Below are 23107 nucleotides of genomic sequence, written 5' to 3' on the forward strand. Positions count from 1 at the left end.
TCGAACCTTGCGCACGCACTCGGGGATCGCTCGAGGATCCCGCGCAAGCAGTCGAGGAGATGCCTTGGCGAGGCGCCAGGGCAGACGCTGTGCGTACAACGAGACGCCGGAATTTTGTGTTGTCTCCGCCTCAGGCGACCTATTATCTCGAGGAGCGAGGACTTGAGCGAGTACAAAGCACCCGACGAAGCCATTGCGATCATCGGTATGAGTTGCAGGTTCGCTCCAGACCTCGACTCCCCGGAGAAGTTCTGGGAGTTCCTGGCCGATGGTAAGAGCACCGTCAGTGACATGCCCGAAAAGCGGTGGAAGTCCTACGCGGCGAGCAGTCCACAGGCGACCGCGATCCTGAGGGGGACCACGATCCGCGGTTCCTTCCTCGACGACATCGAGGGGTTCGACGCCGACTTCTTCGGCATTTCCCCGCGTGAGGCGGACTTCCTGGACCCGCAGCAGCGGTTCATCCTCGAACTGGCCTGGGAGGCGCTGGCGGACGCGGGTGTCCCGCCGCTGTCGCTGCGCAACTCCGACGCCGGTGTGTTCGTCGCCGCCAACTCGAACGACTACGGCCGCCGCCTGCTGGAGGACCTCCCCCTCACCGGCGCGTACGCCGTCAACGGCACGACGTTCTACGGGATCGCGAACCGCGTTTCCTACTTCCTCGACGTCCGCGGCCCGAGCATGGCCGTCGACACCGCCTGCGCCGGATCGCTGACGGCACTGCACATCGCCGCGCAGAGCCTGCGCACCGGCGAGACGTCGATCGCGCTGGTCGGTGGCGTCAACATCATGGCCACCCCGGCACTGAACGTGGCGCTGGAGGGCGCGGGCGCGATGTCGCCGGACGGCACCAGCAAGGCCTTCGACAAGAACGCCGACGGTTACGGCCGCGGCGAGGGCGCCGGCGTCATCGTGCTGAAGCTGCTTTCGGACGCGATCCGTGACGGCGACCCGATCCAGGCCGTGATCCGCGGCAGCGGCGTCTTCCAGGACGGCCGCTCCGAGGGCATGATGGCGCCGAACGCCGAAGCGCAGGCCCACATGCTGCGCGAGGTCTACGAGCGCGCGGGTGTCGACCCGTCCACTGTGGACTACGTCGAGGCACACGGCACCGGCACCCCGACCGGTGACGGTGAAGAGGTCGAGGCACTGGCGGCCGTGATCGGCGCCGTGCGGTCGACGGAGAACCCTTGCCTCGTCGGTTCGGTGAAGCCGAACATCGGGCACGTCGAGGGTGGTTCGGGGATCACCGGCGTGATCAAGACCGTGCTGGCGCTGCGCAACGAGCAGATCCCGCCGAGCCTGCACACCGAGCCGAACGAAGCGATCTCCGACCCGTCTTCGGGGCTGAAGCTGGTCGGCGAGACCACCCCGTGGCCCGCCGGTGAGCACACCCGACGCGCCGGCGTGTCCAGCTACGGCGTCGGCGGCACCATCGCCCACGTCGTCCTCGAAGAGGGCCCCGCGCAGCCGGAACTCAAGACCGGTAAGGAAACCAGCGACGGCACGCGGAAGGTCTTCCCGATCTCCGCGATGTCGGAGGCCGGTCTGCGCGCGCTCGCCGGTTCCGTCGCGGACTGGATCGACGCCAACCCCCAAGCGTCCCTTTCCTCGATCGGGTACACGCTGTCGCAGCGGCGTTCGCACCTTCCGCAGCGCGGCACCGTCATCGCCGCCTCCACCGGACAGCTGACCGAGCGGCTCCGCGCGCTGGCTGTCGACGAACCCGCGTCCGGCATCCTGCTCGCCCGCGCCGGACAGCAGAGCGACGGCGCGGTGTGGGTCTTCTCCGGGCACGGTTCGCAGTGGTCCGGCATGGGCCGTCAGCTGCTCGCCGAGCACGCCGGATTCGCCGCCACGATCGATTCGCTGGCCGGGGTCTACCGCGAGGAACTGGGCTGGACGCCGCGTGAGGCGATCCTCGACGGCGGCCCGTGGACCGCCGCGCACGTCCAGGCGCTGACCTTCGCCATGCAGGTCGGCCTGGCCGTGGTGTGGGGCAGCCGCGGTGTCAAACCGGGCGCGATCATCGGGCACTCCGTCGGCGAGATCGCCGCCGCGGTGGCCGCTGGTTCGCTCGACCTGCTCGAAGCCGCCCGTTTCGCCTGCCGCCGCGCGGCCGCGTTGCAGCGGCTGGAGGGCGACGGCGGCATGGTGCTGGCGAGCCTTTCGTTCACCGAGGTCCAGGCCAAGCTCGGTGACCGCCCCGACCTCGTCGCGGCGATCTCCGCGAGCCCGACGTCGACCGTCGTCTCCGGTGACAAGGGCGCGATCGCGGAACTCGTCACGCGGTGGCGTGAAGAGGGCATCGACATGCGGGTGGTCGACACCGACATCGCCTTCCACAGCACGCATGTGGACGCGGTGCTGGAAGAGGTCGCGGCCGCGGCGCGGCAGCTGAACCCGCGCACGCCGTCGGTCAGCCTCTACAGCACCGCGCTGACCGACCCGCGGTCCGGCGTCGCCCGTGACGGTGACTATTGGGCGGGCAACCTGCGTAATCCGGTCCGTTTCGCCGAGGCTGTCGAGGCGGCGTTCGAGGACGGGCACCGCGTGTTCGTCGAGGTCTCGTCGCATCCGGTCGTCTCGCACTCGATCATCGAGACCGCCGAGAGCCTCGGCATCGACGACCTGGCGGGCTGCGCCACCTTGCGCCGCAACACCGACGAGGTCGGCACGCTGCTGCACAACCTGGCGAAGCTGCATGTCCAGGGGGTCGAGATCGACTGGACGCGGGACTTCCCCGAGGGTGACCTGCTGGGTATTCCGGCGGCGGCGTGGCAGCACCGGCCGTACTGGATCTTCCCGGAGACCGGCGCCGACACCGGCCTCGGCAGCGGGCACGACCCGGAGAGCCACAGCCTGCTCGGCGGCCGGATGACGGTGTCCGGCGCGCCGTCGCGGCAGGTCTGGCAGACCCGGCTCGACATGGACAGCCGTCCGTATCCGCAGAGCCACGGCCTGGTCGGGGTCGAGGTCACCCCGGCGGCGTCGATCATCAACACCTTCGCCCTCGCGGCGGAGGAAGAGGTCGCGCCGGCGCTGACCGACATCGTGCTGCGCACCCCGCTCGCCGTGCAGCCGGCCCGGATCGTCCAGATCGTCAAGGAGGGCCGGTCGCTCGCGCTGGCCACCCGTGTCGCGGACGAGACCAGCGCCGACAGCGACGAGTGGATCACGCACACCACCGCCTCCATCGACACGAGCGCCAGGGTGCCGGAGGGCCGGATCGAGTTCGCCACGATCCGCGACCGCCTGCCGTCGGGGTCGCTCACCAAGGCCGACGAGATGTTCGGCCGCATGGGTGTCGAGGGCTACGCCTTCCCGTGGACCATGAGCGAGCTGTACTACGACGACGTCGAGCAGCTCGCGCTGATGGACTGCGTCGCGCCGCCCGCGAAGCTCGCGACCAGCTGGGCGCACGTGATCGACGCGGCGCTGACGATCAGCGCGATGGTGGTCTCGCCCGGTCACGCCACCGTGTTGTGGATGTCGCGCGGCATCGAGAAGGTGGCGTGGAAGGGGGAGCCGCCCGCGCGGATCATCGTGCACGCCGTGCGGTCGCCGAAGTCGCCGGAGGACACCGTCGACGTCCTGGTCGCCAACGAGGACGGCGACATCGTGTCCGAGGTCATCGGCCTGAAGTTCGCGGCGGTCGAGCACCTTGGCACCGCGGTCCTGCCGCGTGACCTGGTGCACGAGGTGTCCTGGCACGAGCTGCCCGAGGCCACCCTGGCCTCGGACCTCGACCAGATCGTCGTGATCGGCCCGCCCGCCACGACCGGCACCCTGGTCGAGCAGTTCACCGCGGCGGGGGTCACCGCCACCGCGGTCGAGGTGGCCGTCGACGGCGAACCGCTCGACCTCACCGCCGAACTGTTCGCGAACCCGGGCGCGGTCGTGGTCGCGCCTTCGCGGGCGGCGGAAGGCGAGCGGCTGGAGGACGCGACCGAGCGCGCGACGTGGTCGCTCATCCGCACCTCGCAGCGGATCGCGGAACTGCAGGCGACGTCGAAGGGCAAGGTCGCCACCCAGCGGATCTGGGCGGTGACCAGCGGCGTCCGCCACGGCACCGACGAGCGTTCGGTCGCGCACGGCCCGCTGTGGGGCGTCGGCCGCATCATCGCCGGTGAGCACCCGGAACTGTGGGGCGGCACGATCGACGTCGAGCACTGCACGGCGCCGGACCTCGGTGCGCGGCTGATCGACGTCTTCCGCGGCCCGGCCGGGGACGAGGACGTCATCTCGCTGACCGGTGAGGGCGCGGAAGTGGCCCGGTTGAGCCAGATCACCCGCAGCGCCGACGGATCCCCGCTGCACTGCTCGCCTTCGGGCACGGTGCTGATCACCGGTGGTCTCGGCGGGCTGGGTCTCGAGGTCGCCCGCTGGCTGGTCGACCGCGGTGCCCGCCGCCTGCTGCTGGCGGGCCGCCGTGGCCTGCCGCCGCGCGCGGACTGGCCTTCGGTGACCGACCCGGACGTGCGGCACCAGATCGACAGCGTCCTCGGCCTCGAAGCGCTGGGTGTCACGGTCGGCGTGCTGGCGCTGGACATCACCGACGAGGACGCGGTCGCGTCGGCGCTGGCGCCGGGTGCGCTGGGCCTTCCGCCGGTGACCGGCGTCATCCACGCGGCCGGTGTCGTCAACGACGCGCTGGTGGACAAGGTCGACCAGGACGGGCTGCGTGACGTGTTCGCGCCGAAGGTCGGCGGAGCGCTGGTGCTGCACCGGCTCTTCCCGGCGGGCTCGCTCGACTTCTTCGTCCTGTTCTCCTCGTGCGGCCAGTTCGCCCGCCTCTCCGGGCAGGCGAGCTACGCGGCGGCCAACTCGTTCCTCGACGCGCTGGCCACGCACCGCAACTCCGGCGGTACCCACGACACCATCAGCCTCGGCTGGACCGCGTGGCGCGGTGTCGGTCTGTCGCAGGACATCGCGACGACCATGCTCGAAGCGAACTCCCGCGGCCTGGAAGCCGTCTCCGCCTCGGAGGCGTTCCGAGCCTGGGCGTTCGGTGACCGGTTCTCCTCGGACTACCAGGCGGTGCTGCGGGTCCTTCCGACCCCGCCGCACCAGCGGAAGCTGCCGATGTTCCGCGAACTCACGGTGGTCGACGACAGCGCCGAGGCCAACGCGGGCAACGGGTTCACCGTCGACTTCGCGAACCTGTCCGAATCCGACGCTCGCGAGAAGGTCACCGGCGACGTCCGCGAGCAGGTGGCGGCGGAGCTGAACCTGGAGGCCGGAGACATCGAGCTGAAGCGGCCGCTGGTCGAACTCGGTGTCGACTCGGTGATGACGGTGGCGCTGCGGGTGCGGTTGCAGCGGCGCTACGGGATGGACCTCCCGCCGACCATCCTGTGGGCCAAGCCCACCGTGGCCGCGGTGTCCGACCACATCTACACCAGCCTCGCCGAGCTGGCCGAGCACCAGGCCGAAGCGGCCTGATCCCCCGCCGAAGGGCGTGGGTGGCCTTCGTGGCCGCCCGCGCCCTTCGGCGCGTCTTTCGAGAGGTGGGTCCATGGCCGTCGAACCGATCACCCGGTTCCTGCTCGCCGTCGGCGCGATCCTGCTGGTCAGCCATTTCTGCGGGGAGGTACTGCGAAGGGCCGGCCAGCCACCGGTGCTCGGCGAGATCGTCGGCGGGCTCCTGCTGGGGCCTTCGGTACTGGGCCTGATCTGGCCGTCAGGTGGCGCCTGGCTGTTCGCACCCGAAGTGCTGTCCAACTTGGACAGAGCGGCGCAGCTGGGGCTCGTCGTGTTCATGTTCCTGCTCGGCTGCGAACTGCGGACCGACCGGATCGAACGGAAGTCGCTGGTCGGCGCGGTGGTGCTGGGCGGGATGGGGTTGCCGTTCGCCGCCGGGATCGGCGTCGCGTTCGCGGCGTCGTCCGTGCTTGCCGGAGCCGGAGCGCCGAAAGCGGGTTTCGTCCTGTTCTTCGCGCTCGCGCTGGCCATCACCGCCATGCCCGTGCTGGCGCGGATCCTGGTCGACCTCAAGATCGAGCGGACCGGCCTCGGCGCGCTTTCCCTGACCAGCGCGGCCATCGGCGACGGCATCGCCTGGCTGACCCTGACGTTGATCCTGGTGGGCACCGGGGTGCACGGCAGTGGGAACGTCGTCACCACGGCGATACTGGCCGTGGCACTGGTCGTCGGCACCCAGCTGGTCGTTCGCCGGGTGTTGAGCAGACTGGTGACGCGGATCGAGTCCGAAAAGGTCATGACCGTGCTGCTGCTCGTGGGCGCCATCGGGTTCGCCGTGCTGACCCAGATGCTCGGCCTGCACGCGCTGCTCGGCGCGTTCCTGTTCGGCACCGCCGTTCCCCGCGACTGCCCGCTCGTGGAACGGATCAGCGAGCAGTTGCGCGGCTTCACCGTCGTCGTCCTGCTGCCGTTGTTCTTCGCGCTGGTCGGGCTGAGCACGTCGATCGGCCTGCTGGGCACGGATGTTTCGCATTGGCTGCTGTTCGCCGGGGTGCTGGTGGTCGCGCAGCTGACCAAGTTCCTCGGCGCCGGCGGCGCGGCCAGGCTGGCGGGATTACCCGGCAGACAGGCGATCCAGCTCGGAACGCTGATGAACTGCCGCGGTGTCACCGAACTCGTCGTCGCCACGATCGGGCTGAAATACGGACTGGTCAATCAACTGGGGTTCACCATTCTCGTGCTCGTCGCGGTCGTCACCACGGCGATCACGGGACCACTGATGCGGTTTCTCATCCGGCGGGAAATCTCCGAGGTCATCGGCAATCAAGAAGACGTTCCGCCTCGCGAACGGCTGTCACGCTCGGTGTCCGAGTAACCAAGGAAAACGAGGGACGGAGGAGCAGTGCAACCGCATCCCTGTGACTGTAGCCCGATGTGCGTGTTACGGGCGACCAATCCGATGCAGATCCGGCCGACCCGCACGGGCGGCAAGACTTTCGCTTCGGCATCGGCTTATTGGAAGGCCGAGCCGGACAGCGCGGATCTCGCGGGGCGGATCGTCCGGTACGTCGTCCTGGCCCATGATCCCGCGGTGCCGGACGTCGCCGCCGACTACTGGATGCACAGCGAACGCTTCTACCGTGCCGTGGTCGACCCGCTCGAAGCCGAGATCGGCCACGATCTCGCGTACCGGCGGCTCGTCGCGCAGCCGGCCGACACGTTCGCCGAACGGCGGCTCGAAGAACGCGTCGTCGCGCTGCTGGACGAAAACCCTTCGCTGGCCTCGAAGCTGGCCCAGGAGGCGGACGCGGCGGACGACAACGTCTACATCAACTACTTCCGCGGCAGGCTCTACGAACCGGAGTCCGAGCCCGCCGGCCTCGACCGGCTGACGGACCTCGCTCGTGGCGTGCGCTCGCGGCCGTCCGGCACCGGCGACGAGATCCTCGTCGTCGTCCCACTGTCCGATCGGGACGGCGCGGGCCGGATCCGGAACCTCACCGCGTGCCTGCTCGCGTTGCGCGACCAGACGTTCCCGGCCGATCGGTATCGGGTGACGGTGGTCGAGTTCGACGAGAAGCCGCGGTGGAAGCACGTTGTCGAGCCGCTGGTCGACCACTACGTGCACATCGAGGGCGAAGGGCTGTTCAACAAGTCCTGGACGCTGAACGTGGGCGTGCGCGAGACCCTCGGCGCGGCAAGGACCTTGTGCCTGCTCGACGCGGACATCCTGGTGGACCGGGAGTTCCTGGAGCGCAACCACGCGCGGTTCGCCGACCAGCGCGCCGACGCTCATCTGCCGCACACCGAAATGCTGTCGCTGGACGGCCCTTCGAGCGACTGGCTGATCGAACGACGGTGTGGCGAGAACACGCCGGAAGCGCCGTTGGCCGGGGCACGCGGGCTGCTGCTGCGCGACGTCCCGGGCGCGTGCCTGTGGACGCGGCCGGAGATCTTCACCCGCATCGGCGGCTTCGACGAGCGCTACAAGGGCTGGGGCGGCGAGGACGAGGACATGCTCTACCGCATTTCCGCGGCGGGCGACGTCACCCAGTACGACGACGTCTTCCTGCACCTCGCGCACCGGCGGCCGCCGATGCGCAATGCCGAAGGGAAGCCGTTCAACGCGCACGTCGAAGTGGGCAGTTGGACCGGCGAGTCCGGCTTCGGGGACGCGTCCGGTGTGGCGAGCGGCGATGAGTAGCGGGCTGGAGATCCATCCGGTGAAGGACGTGCGGCGGCAGCGGATCGCGATCTCGGGGATCTTCCTGATGGTCGGGATCATGCTCGGCTCGTGGTTCGCGCGGGTGCCGCAGCTGCGGATCGAACTCGGGCTGAACTTCGCCGAACTCGGCATGGTGCTGCTCGCCCAGACCGTCGGCGTGCTGCTGGCGATGCAGCTGGCCGGTCACCTGTCGAACCATCTCGACAGCCGCGCGGTCATCCGCGTCACTTCACTGGTGCTGCCGTGGTTCCTGCCGCTGATGGCGGTGATGCCCGGTGCGATCACCGCCGGTCTCGGGATGCTGACCTGGGGCGTGATCGCGGGACTGCTCGACGTGTCCATGAACGCGCAGGGCGTCGAAGTGGAACGGCGGGCGCGGCGGCCGGTGCTCAACAGCCTCCACGCGGTGTGGGGGATCGGCGCGCTGCTCGGCTCGGGCGGCACGGTGCTGGCGGTCCGCGCGGAATGGTCGCTGAGCGCCCATTTCTGGGTCGTTTCGGTGGTCCTCGTCGTGATCGCGTTGTTCAGCGGCCGCTGGCTGCTGACGGAATCCCGGGCTTCGTCGCCTGCCGCGGAAAAGGCGCCGAAGGTCGGCTTTTTCTCCGGCTGGACTCGCGCGGTGATAGTCCTCGGCGGTCTCGGCGCGGCGGTCGCGCTGTGCGAAGGCGCGGTTTCCAGCTGGGGCGGCGTGTTCCTGAGCGAGCAACGCGGCGCGGCGGCGAACATCGCGTCGCTGGGCTACTTCGCGTTCATCGTGGCGCAGACCGGGACCCGGCTGATCGGCGACCGGCTGCACCGGCGATTCGGCGCGGTGGCGCTGGTGCGGTGGAGCATGGTGATGACCGCGGCCGGCGTCCTGCTCGCCGTCATGGTGCAGAGCGTCTGGTTCGGCCTGGCGGGACTCGCGATGGCGGGCGTCGGGCTGGCCGTGGCGATCCCGATCATCTCCAGCGCCGTCGGGCACGGAACGAAGTCCAACACCAGCCTGGCGATCGCGCGGTACAGCACCCTGCACAACGCCGGGGTGCTCGCCGGGCCCGCCATCTTCGGATGGCTGGCGCAGACGTTCGGGATCAGTACGGCGCTGACCTTGCTGTTGGTGCCGCTCGGCGCTATCTGCGCCTTCGCGGCGGCCACTGCTCCAGCTTCGGTTGCTTCGAGGAGTTCGTCCACTTCGGACTCTTCGGACTCTTCGCCGGAACCGGTGGTTCCTCGGGCTGCTTAAGGCCTCCGCGATTCGGCACCTGGTCGCGACGCTTGCGTGTGCAAGTACCGCAATCAGGTGCCGAATCGCGACGGATGTGCGTTGTGTGATCGCGGTCCGGCGGTGAAATCACTCTCCAGTGGTAAATGTGCCGGTTCGCTGTTGCTGAAAATTACGAACATTTGTTCGGCGAATTTCGGTATCGTGGAGGTGTGTCCGAGACCTTCCTCCCTGAACTGCCGCAGGAGTTGTGGCGCGCCGGCAAGCTGGAGCTCGCCCATGGCGTGACGCACCTGTTGCAGGTGATGAGGATGGCCTCCGCCGGGGTGGGGAAGTACTTGGCGGAGATCGAGTCCCGTGGCACGGAAGACCTTTTCGGGTACGGCAACGCGTCGTCGTGGTTCGCGGACGTGGCGAGGATTTCTCTCGGCGATGCTCGTGATGTGGTGAAACGGGCAGTGGCGTTGAATCCGGCGCCGGGGGTGGGTGACGCCGAGATCGCGGCGTTCGCGCCCGAGACCGGTGCCGCGGCCGCGGACGGTGCGATCGGGGATCAGCACAGCGATCTGATCTTGGAGATCTTGCGGAAGATTGCGTCCGATGTGCCGCGGGAGAAGGTCGAGGGCGCGGACAAGATCCTCGCCGGCCTCGCCCGCCACGCCGGGCCCAAAGAGATCGCCGAAGCCGGTGCCGGCATCCTCGCCCACCTCGATCCGGACGGGAACGAGCCGAAGGACCCCGAACCCGCCCCGCCGCGGCGGGAGCTGTTCGTCGAGCGCCGCAAGGACGGCTTCTGGAGAGTGTCCGGGCTGCTGGATCCCGAGACCGGGGCCCGCACGGCGGCCGTGCTGGACGCGTACGGGGCGCGGCGGCCGGTCGACGAGTTCGGCCAGGCCGATCACCGGACCATGCCGCAGCGCCGAGGTGACGCGTGGGCCGACGTTCTCGACCTCGCCATGGCCTGCCCCGACCAGCCGGGTACCGCCGGCTACCGCACCCTCGTGCACGTGACCGTCAGCCTGGAAGACCTGAAAACCGGCTTCGGGAACGCCTGCCTGGACTTCGTCGGCGAGATCACCGCCCGCGAGGCGCGGATGATGGCCTGTGACTGCCTCATGATCCCCGTGGTGCTCAGCGCGGCCGGTGAACCCCTGGATGTCGGGCGCATGAAACGGTTCGTCACCCCTGGCCAGCGCCGGGCCCTGAACATCCGCGACGGCGGCTGCGCGTTCCCGGGCTGTCATCGGGCGCCGAAGCACTGCCACGCCCACCATATCGAGCACTGGGCGGACGGCGGGCGCACGGATCTCCGGAATTTGGTGCTGTTGTGCGGCTTCCACCACCGGCTGATCCACCACGACGACTGGCAAGTCCGGATCGCGGCCGACGGGATACCGGAGTTCGTGCCGCCGCAGTACCTCGACCCGTTGCGACATCCCCGGCGCAACATCCTGCACCGCGTCGTGACCTAGCCCTTGCGTGACCGAAGAGCCCGCCAGCCACACCGGCGACGGGCCCTTCGACATGCCCATGTCCGGACCGCTTCGGCCGCGGGGGTCGTGAGTGGCGATCCAGTGGCTGTCACGAGGCCACCCGGCAGCAGCCGGGCGGGGAAGATTCAAGGTCCTGAATCTTCCCCGCTCGACCACAGTTTTCGGCGCCCTGGCTCCAAAAGACGTCAGGCGGCCTGAGCCTCAGCCTGCGCCGCACCCGAGATGGCGGCGTACCCGCCGGCCACCAGCGCCTGCGCGGCACCGGCGTACCACTCGGGCTGGTCGGGGGCGTCGGTGGCGAGCCCGTCCACGTACCGGTTGAACAGCGAGAACAGTGAAGCGATCAGGACGGTGTCGTGGATGTCGGCTTCGGAGGCGCCGGCGGCCTTGGCGTTGTCGATCAGGGCGCTGGTGACCGAGTGGCCGCTCTCGCGGGTGGCGAGCGCGACCTTCAGCAGGGCACGCAGCTTGTCGGAGATGGGCGCGGACGTGATGTCCTTCTTGGCGGCGGCGACGGTCTCGGCGCCGCCTTCGATCTGGGCGGCGGAGAAGGCGCCGTGTGCTTCGGCGCAGAAGTAGCAGTCGTTCTCCTTGGACACGACGGCGCCGATCAGCTCGCGCTCGCCGGTGGTCAGCGAGCTCGGGCCGCGCAGCAGGGTCTCGACCAGTTCGCCGAGCGGTTTCGCGGTCTCAGGGCGGAAAGCGAACAGGCCGATGATTCCGGGCTTGGTGGGATCCACCGTGATATGCGACATGCGTCCTCCAGGGATCGACGTAGACACCCGATGGTCTGCCCCGCGCACCCCCGGAAACAATATTCCCGATTGCTCTGCCCCTCGTGGGAGACCCCGCATTCAAGGAGACGTACACCTCCGCCCGTCGTGGAACCGTGGAGGGCACGGAACCGAGCGGAGGGCGGGTCACGATGCAGGCGCAGGTGCAGACGACGTTGCGCGTCGCGGCCAAGGACGTCGTGGCCGAAGGCGTCGTCACGCTGATCCTGAAGGCCGCGGACGGCGCGCGCCTGCCCGACTGGACGCCGGGGTCCCATATCGATCTGGTGCTGCCCGGTGGGCTGACCCGCCAGTATTCCCTGTGCGGAGACCGGTGGAACGCCCATGAATACCGCGTCGGGGTCCTCCGCGAGATCGACGGCCGTGGCGGGTCCGCTTACGTCCACGACGAACTCGAGACAGGCGACATCGTCGGAGTGAGCCGCCCCCGCAACAACTTCCCGTTGGTGCCCTCGAGAAACTATCTCTTCATCGCGGGCGGGATCGGGATCACGCCGCTGCTTCCCATGATCCACCAGGCGGAACTCACCAACGCCGGCTGGAACCTCGTCTACGGTGGCCGATCGCGGAACTCCATGGCGTTCAGGGACGAACTCGAGTCCTACGGCGATAAGGTCCACATCGTCCCCGAGGACGAACAGGGCCGCCCGGATCTGCAGACCTGGCTCGGTGAGGTCCGTGACGGTCTCCGTGTCTACTGCTGCGGTCCGCCGGGGCTGCTCGACGCCGTCGAGAACGCTTGCGCCCCTTGGCCCGCGCCCACTTTGTGGACCGAACGTTTCTCGGCGCCGGAGCAGGGCGCGCCGGTGCGCGACGAGCCGTTCGACATCGTGCTGGCGCGACGTGGGGCGACCGTCACCGTCACCAAGGACATGACGGTCATCGACGCGATGCGCACGGTCGGCGTCGACCTGCTTTCGTCCTGTATGGAGGGTGTCTGCGGCACCTGCGAGACCACGGTCCTCGACGGTGTCGTCGACCACCGCGACGCGCTGCTCACCGCCGAGGACCGCGCGGCCGGGGACTGCATGTTCCCCTGCGTCTCACGTTCGTGCACCGACCGGCTCGTACTGGATCTGTAATTCGCGGAGGCCGTGACCATGACGTCGTTGCCCGTCATCGACATCGACCCGTTCGGCACCGAGGTGCTGACGGATCCGTACTCGCTCGAGCACGCGCTGCTCGACGCCGGGCCGCTGGCCTATTTGAGCGCGCACGACATCTACGCCGTCGCCCGGTACGACGCGGTGTACGCGGCTTTGCGCAACTGGCAAGGGTTCCAGTCCGGCGCGGGAGTCGGTCTGTCGAACTTCCGTACCGAGAAACCGTGGCGGCAGCTGAGCATCGTCGTCGAGGCGGACCCGCCCCATCACGACGCCCCGCGACGCGTTCTCGCGAACCTGCTCGGCCCGCGCGTGCAACGCAGACTCCGCGCCGAATGGATGGCCAAGGCGCACAAGATGGTCGGCAAGGTCCTCGACGGCACCCCCGGCAGCACGGTCGAATTCGACGCCGTGACGGCGATCGCGGAGAAGTTCCCGCCGCGCGCTGTCGGCGACGCGCTCGGGCTGCCGGAAGAAGGCCGCGAGAACCTGTTGCCCTTCAGCGACTTCCTCCTCAACGCCTTCGGCCCGCGCAACGAACTCGTCGCGGCCGGCGCGCCGCACGCGAAGTCCCTGACGACCTGGGTCATGGAGCACTGCCGGCGCGAGGCCCTCAGCGAGGACGGCCTCGGCGGGCAGATCTGGGCGGCCGCCGACCGCGGCGAGATCACCCACGAGCAGGCCCCGGGTGTCGTGCGGTCGTTGTTCGCCGCCGGGTTCAACACCACCGTGCACGCGCTCGCCGCGGTCATGCACGCGCTGGTCACGCATCCCGAGCAGTGGGCGCGGCTTCGCGCGGAGCCGTCGCTCGCGCGGATCGCGTTCGACGAGGCCGTGCGCTGGGCCTCCCCGGTGCAGACGTTCTTCCGTACCGCGGTGGGCGATGTCGGAGTCGGCGACCACGTGGTGCCCGACGGGGCGAAGGTGCTGATGTTCCTGGGCGCGGCCAACCGCGACCCCCGGCGCTGGACCGACCCGGAGAAGTTCGACCTCTCCCGCGACCCGTCCGGGCACGTGGGCTTCGGGTTCGGCCTGCACCAGTGCGTGGGGCAGAACCTGGCGCGGCTCGAAGCCGAATGTCTCATCACCGCGCTCGCGGAGCGCGTGGAGACGCTGGAACTGGCGGCTCCCGGGGAGCGGCGCCTCAACAACACGTTGCGAGCCTGGCATTCCATCCCGGTCCGGGCCCGGCTCGCGCACTAGAAAGGCTGAGCGGAATGAACGAAACCGAGGGGCAGGCCGAACTGCTCGCCGTCGACGCCGAGTACCTGTGGCACCCGTGGTCACCGAGCCGGGTCAGCCCGGACACGCTGGTCGCGGTGTCCGGCGAGGGCTGCGAGGTCACCGACGCCGACGGCCGCACTTACCTCGACGCGAAGTCGTCCGGCTTCAACGCGACGCTGGGCTACGCCTGCCGTCCGGTCGTGGACGCGATCGCCGCGCAGGTGGCGAAGCTGATGACCTACGACATGGGCGAGGGCGCCAACATCCCGGCGATCCGCCTGGCGCAACGGATCGGGGAACTGGCAGGCCCGGCGCTGACCCGGACCTTCTTCTGCAACAGCGGTTCCGAGGCGATGGAGGCGGCGATCCGGATCGCGCGGTTCTACCAGGCCGTACTCGGTTCGCCCGAGCGCGGACTCGTCGTCTCGCTGCACAACGGCTATCACGGCGCCACGATGGCCGGGGCCGCCACCGCCGGAGCGCCGTCGCCGATCTCCGACGAATTCACGCCGAACGGGTTCGTCACCGTTCCAGGCCCTGAAGAAGGCATCGGCGCGTTGAAAGGCTTCCTGACCGACCACGGAAGGCGCACGGCCGCAGTCCTCGTGGAGCCGGTCCAGTCGCGCGGTGCCTACGTCATGCCGGAGGACTACCTGCGCGGTGTGCGGGAACTGTGCGACGAGCACGGGATCCTGCTGGTCCTGGACGAGGTCACGACCGGTTTCGGCCGGACCGGGCTGATGTTCGGATACCAGCACGCCGGCGTCCAGCCGGACATCCTGGCCACCAGCAAGGGATTGGCGGCGGGATACATCTCGCTCGGTGCCGTCACCACCACCCAGCACGTCTTCGAGGTCTTCGACAGCAACAAGAAGATGGCCGGGTTCGTGCACGGGCACACCCATTCCGGGCACGCCACCGCGTGCGCCGCCGGACTCGCCGTCATCGATCACATCGAGTCCGAACAGCTCCTCGCGAACACGCGGGCCCGGGGCGAACAGCTGCTGGCCGCCCTGGAACCGTTGCGGGAACTGGCTCGCGTGACCGACATCCGCGGCCGCGGCCTGATGATCGCGGTCGAGATGGACCGGTCCCGCCGGGCCGCGCAGGTGCGGAAGCTGATGCGGGACAACGGGGTCCTGGTCCGGCGCACCGGCAAGAACGTCGTGCTCGCGCCGCCGCTGATCCTCACCGCGGCCGAGGCGGACCGGATCTCGCGGGAACTCCTGTCCGCCGCGGAGAAGGCCGCCCTCATCGAGTACTGAGGGCGGCCCCTCCGGGGGTCACAGCAGGATGTCGTCCAGCAGCTTGGCGAAGCCTTCCGGGTCCCAGATGAAACCGCCGTGGTCGCCGGGGAACTCCGTCACCGGCACCCCGAGTTCGTCGGCGAGCGCGGCGCACGTCCGCCGGGTGAGCAGGCCGCCGGAGTCCGCGCCGAGGCCGACCACGACCCGGAACGGCCCGTCACGCAGCGCGTCGAGCCGCGGCTCGTACCGCGTGGTCGTGCGGAGTTCGTGGACGAAGAACCGGCGCCCGTCCTCCAGGTCCTGCTCGGGGGAGTCGCTCGGCGGCGGGCCTGCCTCGTCGTCCTCGAAGCCCGAGGTGCCGAGGAACTTCGCCCAGGCCGCTTCGAGGCCTTCGGTCTCGAACGCGTTCACGATCTCGTCGACTTCGGCGTGCTGCTCGGCAGCGTCGGGCAGCAGGGTCAGCGCGGGCGGTTCGTGCGCGACGAGCGTCCGGACCCGGCCGGGGTGGCGGGCCGCGAGCGCGAGCGTGGTCATCGCACCGCCGCTGGAACCGAACACGTCGGCCGTTTCGGCACCCAGGTGGTCCAGGAGCGCGACGACGTCCTCGGCGCGCTTCTCCGGGCTCGAGTCCTCGTCCGGGTCGTCCAAGGGGCTCCGGGAGATACCCCGGGGGTCATGGGTCACCACGGTGAACCGGCTCGCCAGCGCGTCGGCCAGCGGCGCGAACGCGTCCGCGGCCATCGGTGAGCCCATGGCCAGCAGCAGCGGTCCGTCGCCGCGGACCTCGTAGTGCAGCCGGCCGCCGGGAATGGTGATCTCGTTCGTGCTGGTCATCTCGATCGTCCTTCCGCTAACTTCCGCCCGTCGGGTGGCGGCGTCACAGGTTGGACTCCGGGCCGGGCGCGAACTCATCGCTCGCGCCCGGCAATTCCGGTCATTCACCCGACAGTGGTCATCCGGCGGTGAAGATCCTGCCCATGATCCGGCGTGAAACGGCCCGCGGCGAGTACGCCAGGAACGCCGTGAGCAGGCGTGCGATGGTTCCGGGCACGGTGATCGTGCGCCCGGTGTCCCACGCCTTCAGGCCACCGCGGACGACCTCTTCGGCGGTGGTGAAGCCAGGCGTCTTCTCGACCGTGTCACCCAATCCGGCGACGTCGCCGAACTCGGTCGAGGTCGCCCCGGGGCACAGCGCCATGGCGCGTACACCGGTCCCCGCCAGCTCTGCCGACAGCGACTCCGTGAAGGACAGCAGGAAGGCCTTCGTGGCGCCGTAGACGGCCATGTTCGGGGTGGCGAAGAAGCCCAGGTTCGACGCGACGACGATGATGCCGCCCGACCCGCGCGCGACCATCTTCGGAACGGCCTGTGAGACGAGGTTGACGTTCGCCGTCACGTTGAGCTGGATCATGCCGAGGGCGTCGGACGGCTCGCTCTCGTGGAAGCGGCCACGCGAGCCCCGGCCGGCGTTGCAGACGACGAGGTCCGCACCGCCGAGTTCCTCGGCTCGCCCGAGGATCGCCTCGGCCGCGCCATCCGAAGTGACGTCCCTGACGAAGGGGACGATCCAGCCGTCGGAGCCCTTGGCCAGCTCTTCGAGCCGGTCCGCGCGGCGGGCGACGGCGAGCACGCGGTAACCGCGGCCTCGCAGCACCCGAGTGAACTCCGCGCCGATGCCGGACGACGCTCCGGTGACCACGGCCAGGGGAGCGTCGTGGACGGACCCGCCGGTCATGACCGGACCAGCGAGGGCTCGCCCAGGCGCACCGGGACCTCCTTGTGGCCGTTCATGATGAACGTCCCCTGGCCTTCGAGCTCGTCGACGCCGACAGCGAGCTTGAGGTCCGGGTAGCGGGCGAACAGCGCCGGGAGCGCGAGCCGCAGCTCCAGCCGCGCCAGCGGCGCGCCGAGGCAGAAGTGCGCGCCGTGCCCGAACGACAGGTGGGTCTTGTCGGCGCGGGTGGCGTCGAACCGCCCGGCGGTCTCGCCGTGGTTCTCCGGGTCGCGGCCGATGGCGGTGAAGCCCATCAGCACCGGATCGCCCTTGCGGATGGTGACCCCGGCGACCTCGACGTCCTCGGTCGCGTACCGCAGCGGGAGCTGCGCGACCGGGGCGTTGACCCGCAGGGCCTCTTCGATGACGTCGTCCCAGGAAACCTGGCCGCTGTCCAGGAGTGCCTTCTGCTCGGGCTGGCTCAGCAGCGCGACGACGGCGGCGCTGAGCGCGTTCATGAGGGTCTCGGAACCCGCGCCGAGCATCAGGTGCAGGGTGCCGACCATCTCCTCGTCGGTGAGCCTGCTGCCGTCCTCCTCGCGCGCGGCGAGCAGGAGGCTGGTCAGGTCGTCGCCGGGGTTCTCGCGTTTGAACTCGGCGAGCTCGGTCAGCTCCTGATGCCACAGCTCGACGTTCGCCTCGGCCTCGTCACCGGAGGTGGTCGTGGTGACGTTGACGCCCGCGCCACGCAGGGCGGACGCGCGGGCCGACTCCGGCACCCCGAACATGTCGCAGATGACGCGTGCGGGCAGCGGGGTGGCGAAGCGGCCCTTGAGGTCGATGACCTCGTCCGGGCCGAAGCCGGAAAGACCGTCCAGCAGGTCGTCGACGATCTTCTGGATCAGCGGGCGGGTCAGCTCGACCTGCTTCGGGGTGAAACCACGGGAAACCAGCTTGCGCAGGCGCTGGTGGTCTTCACCGTCGTTCGTGGTCATGTTGTCCATCAGGAGCCAGCCGATCAGCGGCCAGTTCGAGGGGATCTCGCCCTCGGTGTACTTGGTCCACTTCTGCGGGTCCTTGGCGAACCGGTTGTCGGCCAGCACCTGGCGCGCCGCCTGGTAGCCGGTCACGGACCACCCGATCACCCCGCCGGGCAGCTCGACCTGGGTGATCGGCCCCTGTGCGCGGAGAGCCTCACTCTCGGCGTGAATGTCCGTACCCGCGATGTCCAGGGTGTAAGGGCAGCGGCTTTCCATCGGATCTTCTCCTCAACGATCGAAAAAGGTGGAATCAGGAGCGGAAGAACACCGTGAGCAGTGGGGCGCCCGCCTTCTGGTTGAACAGGTGCCCCTCGTTCATGCACACGTACTGGCCGTTGGGCAGCCCGTCGGCGAGGGCGTGGCAGTTGTCGATCAGCCAGGAAGGGCTTTCCCGGCCGCCGATGACCAGGGTCGGCACCCTGATCCCGGGCAGTTGGTCGAACGGGACGGACTCGTGGTTCGCGTCGAGGATGGAGTCGTAGAGCGTCGTCGGGGCCATGGCCTCGAACGACGGCCAGATGGGAAGGGACTTGAATCCTTCGATGGTCTCCGAGCTGAACCGGACGTTCTCCTTGAGGAACAACGCGACGGCGTCGGCGCGGTGATCGGCGGCGACCATCCGCTCCAGATCGTCCATATAGGACTCCGGAAGCTGATGACCGCCGTAAGTGGGTTCGTACAGCGCCATCCGTCCCATCGGGACACCTTGGGCCGCCGCCCGCATGGCGATCAGGCCGCCGGTGCAGTTGGCGAAGACGGCCGCGTCGGGGCCAGCCGCCTCGAGTACCGCCGCCAGGTCTTCGACCTCCCGGTCGATCGTGTATCCCGACAGGCCGCCGTTGTCCTCGCTGTTCCCGCGACCGCGGCGGTCGTAGTTGTAGACGGTGAAATCCTCCGAGAGCAGTTCGGCCAGGTCGGCGAACATGGCCTTCTCGTTGAGCCCGCCGCCGAGGATGATCACCGGCGGGCCTTCCCCGGATTTCTCGAAGGCGATCCGCGTCCCGTCCGCCGATGTCACGTGTTCGAGCACGAGACCGCGTGCCCCGAACCCGATGTTGCCGAGACTGGCCGCGGTTTCCTGGTTCGCCATCACGAATCTCCCGCCTGTCGAAACCCGCTTCCCACGCTAGGTCGCGCTCACCTCGCTGCCATCTCCCTGCTTGCCGGCATGCTCCGGCCGCGGGCCGCCCGGTGGGGAGGCGAACCCGACATAGTGCGCAAAGGGTATAGGTGATCGAGAGGCTTCGGCTTCTTCGAAACTGCGAACAGAATTCGTTGACAAGCAACGACGAAGATCCGTAACTTTATCACCGGAAGCGCTGGGGAATACCTCGAAAATACCCATCGCCATTCATTCCGGCCAAACCCCGATGAAGGAGAAAACAGTCATGCGCAAAAACGTCTTCGTGAAGTCCGTCGCCGGTGCCGCCGCCGCTCTCGGCATGCTGGTCGCCTTCCAGGCGCCCGCGTCGGCCGACGCCCCCTCGGCGACGGTGACGCCGTCGTCCGGGTTGGCCGACAACGCCGTGGTCCAGGTGGGTGCGTCGGGTCTGACGGCGGGCACGGCCTACACCGTCGGCGAGTGTGCCGAGGTGTCTTCCGGAGTGCTCGCCTGCAACGCCGCGGCGCGGGTGGACGTGACCGCCGCGGGTGACGGCACCCTTTCCACTCCGCTGACCGTGAAGAAGAGCTTCGAAGGAATTCTTTTCGACGGCACTTCGTACGGCACCGTCGATTGCGCGGCGGTCACCTGTGTGATCGGCCTCGCCGACGACGCGGGTAATGGTCCGGCCGGGGTCGCCATTTCCTTCCAGTAAGAGCGATCGCACGACGGAATAACAAAGGGCACGGGTCGCCTCGCGGCGATCCGTGCCCTTATGTCCGCTTGAGGCGAACTTCATGATCGTCAAGTCGTAACTCATCGGTCAGGGGTGAGGTGGACCCTGCCCGATCGTGCGATCGGAACCTACGCTCGTTTGCGCAGCTCAATGGGGGATTCTGGACCGCAAAGGAGCACTTGTCGTGGCACGTCCAATCGAAAAGATCGTGATCGTCGGTGGAGGGACGGCAGGCTGGCTGTCCGCCGCGTACCTGAATCGAGCCTTCGGCGGAAAAGTCGACATCACCCTGATCGAATCACCGCGGATCCCGCGGATCGGGGTGGGGGAGGCCACCGTTCCGACCCTGCGGACCACCTTCGCCTTCCTTGGGATGAAAGAAGAAGACTGGATGCCGAAGACCAACGCGGTCTTCAAGTCCGCCGTCCGGTTCAACGACTGGCGCAAACCGCACGAGGGCCGCGACAGCCACACCTACTACCACCCGTTCTTCGACGTTCCCGAACCCGCGGTGCAGAACTACGAGAAGCCGTTCCACAAGCGGTTCGGCCGTGGCGTCTCGCTCGCGCACTTCTGGCTGAAGCAGCGCTTGGCCGGCGACACGCGGGTGCGCGAGACCTTCGGTGACGCGGGAATGGCGCTACAGCGTCTCTGCGAACTCAACAAGGCCCCGAAACCGTTGCCCGGCACCGACGCTCCGGACCCCGGCTACCGCTACGCCTACCACTTCGACGCCGCGCTGATCGCCAAGTACCTTCGCGAACTGGCGACCGGCCGCGGCGTGAAGTTCGTTTCGGCGGACGTGACCTCGGTGACCGTCGACCCGCGCGGCACCATCGAGAAGGTCGTCACCGACACCGCCGGCGAGATCGAAGCCGATCTTTTCCTGGACTGCACCGGATTCCGGGGCCTGCTGATCAACAAGACGCTGAACGAGCCGTTCGTCAGCGCCAACGACGTCCTGCTGTGCGACTCCGCCGTCGCGCTTCCCGCGCGGCACCGGGAGGGCGGCCTGCGGCCGTACACCTCCGCCACCGCGAAGCCGGATGGCTGGATCTGGGAGATCCCCCTCGCCGACCGCGACGGCACCGGTTTCGTCTACTCCAGCGCGTTCACCACGCCGGACAAGGCCGAGCGGCGGTTGCGCGAGCACCTCGGCGGCCGTGGATACGACATCGACGGCAACCACATCAAGATGCGGGTGGGGCACAACCGGCGTTCGTGGGTGAACAACTGTATCGCCGTCGGGCTGTCGAGCTGCTTCGTCGAACCGCTGGAATCCACCACGATCGCCCTCATCGAATACCAGCTCGCGTTGCTGGTGCTGCACTTCCCGGATTCGGACTTCGACGAGCGCCGCAAGGCCCGCTACAACGAACTCATGGTCGGCGCGTTCGAGGACCTGCGCGACTTCATCGTCATGCACTACACGCTCACCGACCGCGACGACACCGAGTTCTGGAACGCCGTGCGGGAGGCGCCGATCCCGGCGAGCCTGGAGGAGAAGCTCACCGAGTACGCGGAGAGCGTCATCATCCCGGACGGCAGCCAGTTGCGGTTGTTCGAGACCCGCAGCATCTGGGCGATCCTGTCCGGAATGGACTTCGGCTTCAAGAAGGCGCCGCCGTCGGTCGAGAAGATGAACGACGCCGCCGCGTGGGAGATGTTCGAGAAGATCGACAAAGAACGCGAGATCTACTCGGCCGGACTGCCCGGCCACCGCGAGTACATCGAGGCCCTGCACCGCGGCTTCTGATCCCGCGTGAAGGCCCCCTTCCCTCGACTCAGCCGAGGGAAGGGGGCCTTCACGCGGAGTACGGGTCAGCCTGCGAGCGGGAGGTCCGGACGGTCACCCCTGTCCTGGCCGTCGATGCTGTGCAGGTGCCGCTTCTTGTTCCCCTTCAGCAAGGTGAAGGTCACGCCGAGGCCGATGACGGCGAAGACCACGCACGCGATGAACGCGGCCCGGAGCCCGGTGGTGAACTCGGCGGGCCCGCCCGGCGCGGCGGTGAACGACGTGGACACCGAGGTGACCACGGCGACCCCGAGCGCGCCGCCGATCTGGAACGAGGCGACGTTGATCCCCGACGCCGCACCGCTGTCGGCCCGCGGCACCCTGGACAGCGCGGCCACCGAAGCGGCCGCCATGCCCGCGCCGAGACCCGGGCCGAAGACGACGAGGCCCCACAGGATGTCGGCCCCGTAGCTGCCGTCGACCGGGACCTGCGAGAGCAGCAGGCAGCCGGCGCCGAGCAGGACGAGACAGGCCGCGACGACCGGCCGGACACCCATCCGCGTGACCACGGCCTGTCCGACGTAGGCGCCGAAGAACGCCAGTGTCGGCATGACGGATTGCAGCACGCCGAATTCCAGCGGGCTGTAGCCGAGGACGACCTGGCCGTACATCGAAATGGTGACCGAGAGGCCGAATGCCGCCATACCCATCGCCACCGTGACGAGGTTGCCGCCCGCGAGCGCCGGGCGCCGGATCAGCGCCAGCGGCACGAGTGGCGACGCCGAACGCTTCTCCACGGCCACGAACAGCGCGAGCAGCGCGGCGGCGACCACGAACAGGATGAGTGTCGGCGCGCTCGTCCAGCCCCACACCGGCGCCTGGACGACGGCGAGGATGATCGCGACGAGTGCGAGTGTACTGATCACGGCCCCCGCGACGTCCTGGCTGCGGCGCTTGCCGGAAGCACGGCTCTCCCGCAGGAGCACCGGGGCGAGCAGCATGACGAGCACCGCGATCGGCACGTTGACGTAGAACACCCACTGCCAGCCCAGGGTCTGGGTGAGCAGCCCGCCGACGAGCAGGCCCGCCGTCGCGCCGATCCCGCCGATCCCGGACCAGCCGGCGAGCGCGGTGTTGCGGCTCTTGCCCTCCGGGAAGGTGTTCATGAGGATCGACAACGCCGTCGGCACCATCAGCGCCGCCGCGATCCCGCTGAGCGCCCGCGCGGCGATGATCACCGCCGGGCTCCACGCCAGCCCGCAGAGCACCGAGCCGACGAGGAACAACGCCGTGCCGAGCACGAACACCCGGCGCCTGCCGAAGTGGTCGGCCGCCCGGCCCCCGAGGATGAGCAGCCCGCCGAAGGTGATGAGCTTCGCGCTCAGCACCCATTGCGCGTCGGCGGGTGCCATCCCGAGGTCGGGCGCCAGCGAAGGCAACGCCAGGATGACGCTCTGCGAATCCAGCAGGACCGCGAAGTTGGCCGCGCACAACAGGACCAGCGCGGCCCAGCGGAATCTGACGGCGTCGCCCGCCGCTTGGAGATGACTCACCGGAACTCCTTGT

16 protein-coding genes are annotated in these 23107 nt (G+C 69.0%); 10 read left to right on the forward strand and 6 right to left on the reverse strand.

What is annotated here, in order from left to right; all coding sequences use genetic code 11:
* The first annotated feature begins 162 nt into the window (after positions 1-162).
* The 5 genes from BS329_RS11390 (at position 163) to BS329_RS11410 (ending at position 10825) form a co-directional block, all read left to right on the forward strand.
* Entirely contained in the window at positions 163-5445 is a 5283-nt protein-coding gene (locus tag BS329_RS11390; protein ID WP_076159088.1) for a type I polyketide synthase, read from the forward strand.
* 73 nt (positions 5446-5518) lie between these two features.
* Positions 5519-6799, forward strand: a complete 1281-nt coding sequence (locus BS329_RS11395) for a cation:proton antiporter domain-containing protein (protein ID WP_076159090.1) — start codon at positions 5519-5521, stop codon at positions 6797-6799.
* 57 nt (positions 6800-6856) lie between these two features.
* Complete coding sequence (locus BS329_RS11400) at positions 6857-8128, forward strand: glycosyltransferase family 2 protein (RefSeq protein ID WP_076159092.1); 1272 nt, start codon at positions 6857-6859, stop codon at positions 8126-8128.
* On the forward strand, positions 8121-9374 hold the full coding sequence (locus tag BS329_RS11405) for an MFS transporter (protein ID WP_084749581.1): 1254 nt from the start codon (positions 8121-8123) through the stop codon (positions 9372-9374). Before BS329_RS11400 ends, BS329_RS11405 begins: the two co-directional genes overlap by 8 nt.
* A 191-nt stretch (positions 9375-9565) precedes the next feature.
* Positions 9566-10825 carry an HNH endonuclease signature motif containing protein gene (locus tag BS329_RS11410; RefSeq protein WP_076159096.1) on the forward strand — a complete coding sequence of 420 codons (1260 nt, stop codon included), beginning with the start codon at positions 9566-9568 and terminating at the stop codon, positions 10823-10825.
* Between the two features lie 206 nt (positions 10826-11031).
* Here BS329_RS11410 and BS329_RS11415 read toward each other — a convergent pair whose 3' ends face one another.
* On the reverse strand, positions 11032-11601 hold the full coding sequence (locus BS329_RS11415; protein ID WP_076159098.1) for a carboxymuconolactone decarboxylase family protein: 570 nt from the start codon (positions 11599-11601) through the stop codon (positions 11032-11034).
* Between the two features lie 83 nt (positions 11602-11684).
* Between BS329_RS11415 and BS329_RS11420 the strand changes: the two genes are divergently transcribed.
* From BS329_RS11420 to BS329_RS11430, 3 genes are read left to right on the forward strand one after another with little or no spacing between them, the layout of a single operon-like run.
* The gene (locus BS329_RS11420) at positions 11685-12722 is read left to right on the forward strand and encodes a PDR/VanB family oxidoreductase (RefSeq protein ID WP_482746706.1); all 1038 of its coding nucleotides are present in this window, start codon (positions 11685-11687) and stop codon (positions 12720-12722) included.
* An 18-nt stretch (positions 12723-12740) separates the two neighbouring features.
* Positions 12741-13946, forward strand: a complete 1206-nt coding sequence (locus tag BS329_RS11425; RefSeq protein ID WP_076159101.1) for a cytochrome P450 — start codon at positions 12741-12743, stop codon at positions 13944-13946.
* A gap of 14 nt (positions 13947-13960) precedes the next feature.
* Positions 13961-15232 (forward strand): aminotransferase family protein, encoded by a 1272-nt coding sequence (locus tag BS329_RS11430; RefSeq protein WP_076159104.1) that lies wholly within the window; start codon positions 13961-13963, stop codon positions 15230-15232.
* Between the two features lie 18 nt (positions 15233-15250).
* Here BS329_RS11430 and BS329_RS11435 read toward each other — a convergent pair whose 3' ends face one another.
* The 4 genes from BS329_RS11435 to BS329_RS11450 all read right to left on the reverse strand — a co-directional run bounded on the left by BS329_RS11435 (position 15251) and on the right by BS329_RS11450 (position 19058).
* On the reverse strand, positions 15251-16048 hold the full coding sequence (locus BS329_RS11435; RefSeq protein ID WP_076159106.1) for an alpha/beta hydrolase: 798 nt from the start codon (positions 16046-16048) through the stop codon (positions 15251-15253).
* 118 nt (positions 16049-16166) lie between these two features.
* Entirely contained in the window at positions 16167-16949 is a 783-nt protein-coding gene (locus tag BS329_RS11440) for an SDR family NAD(P)-dependent oxidoreductase (protein ID WP_076159109.1), read from the reverse strand.
* Positions 16946-18184, reverse strand: a complete 1239-nt coding sequence (locus tag BS329_RS11445; protein ID WP_076159112.1) for a cytochrome P450 family protein — start codon at positions 18182-18184, stop codon at positions 16946-16948. Before BS329_RS11445 ends, BS329_RS11440 begins: the two co-directional genes overlap by 4 nt.
* A gap of 34 nt (positions 18185-18218) precedes the next feature.
* Positions 18219-19058: an alpha/beta fold hydrolase gene (locus BS329_RS11450; RefSeq protein ID WP_076159115.1), complete on the reverse strand. Its 840-nt coding sequence runs from the start codon at positions 19056-19058 to the stop codon at positions 18219-18221.
* Positions 19059-19356: 298 nt separating this feature from the next.
* Here BS329_RS11450 and BS329_RS11455 point away from each other — a divergent pair, with 298 nt between their 5' ends.
* Positions 19357-19785, forward strand: a complete 429-nt coding sequence (locus BS329_RS11455; protein WP_076160198.1) for an enediyne antibiotic chromoprotein — start codon at positions 19357-19359, stop codon at positions 19783-19785.
* Positions 19786-19990: 205 nt separating this feature from the next.
* The gene (locus BS329_RS11460) at positions 19991-21562 is read left to right on the forward strand and encodes a tryptophan halogenase family protein (RefSeq protein ID WP_158075770.1); all 1572 of its coding nucleotides are present in this window, start codon (positions 19991-19993) and stop codon (positions 21560-21562) included.
* Positions 21563-21627: 65 nt separating this feature from the next.
* Here the strand turns inward: BS329_RS11460 and BS329_RS11465 are convergent, their stop codons facing one another.
* Positions 21628-23094 carry an MFS transporter gene (locus BS329_RS11465; protein ID WP_076159118.1) on the reverse strand — a complete coding sequence of 489 codons (1467 nt, stop codon included), beginning with the start codon at positions 23092-23094 and terminating at the stop codon, positions 21628-21630.
* Positions 23095-23107: the final 13 nt, after the last annotated feature.

The organism is Amycolatopsis coloradensis, from assembly GCF_001953865.1.
GTDB lineage: Bacteria > Actinomycetota > Actinomycetes > Mycobacteriales > Pseudonocardiaceae > Amycolatopsis > Amycolatopsis coloradensis.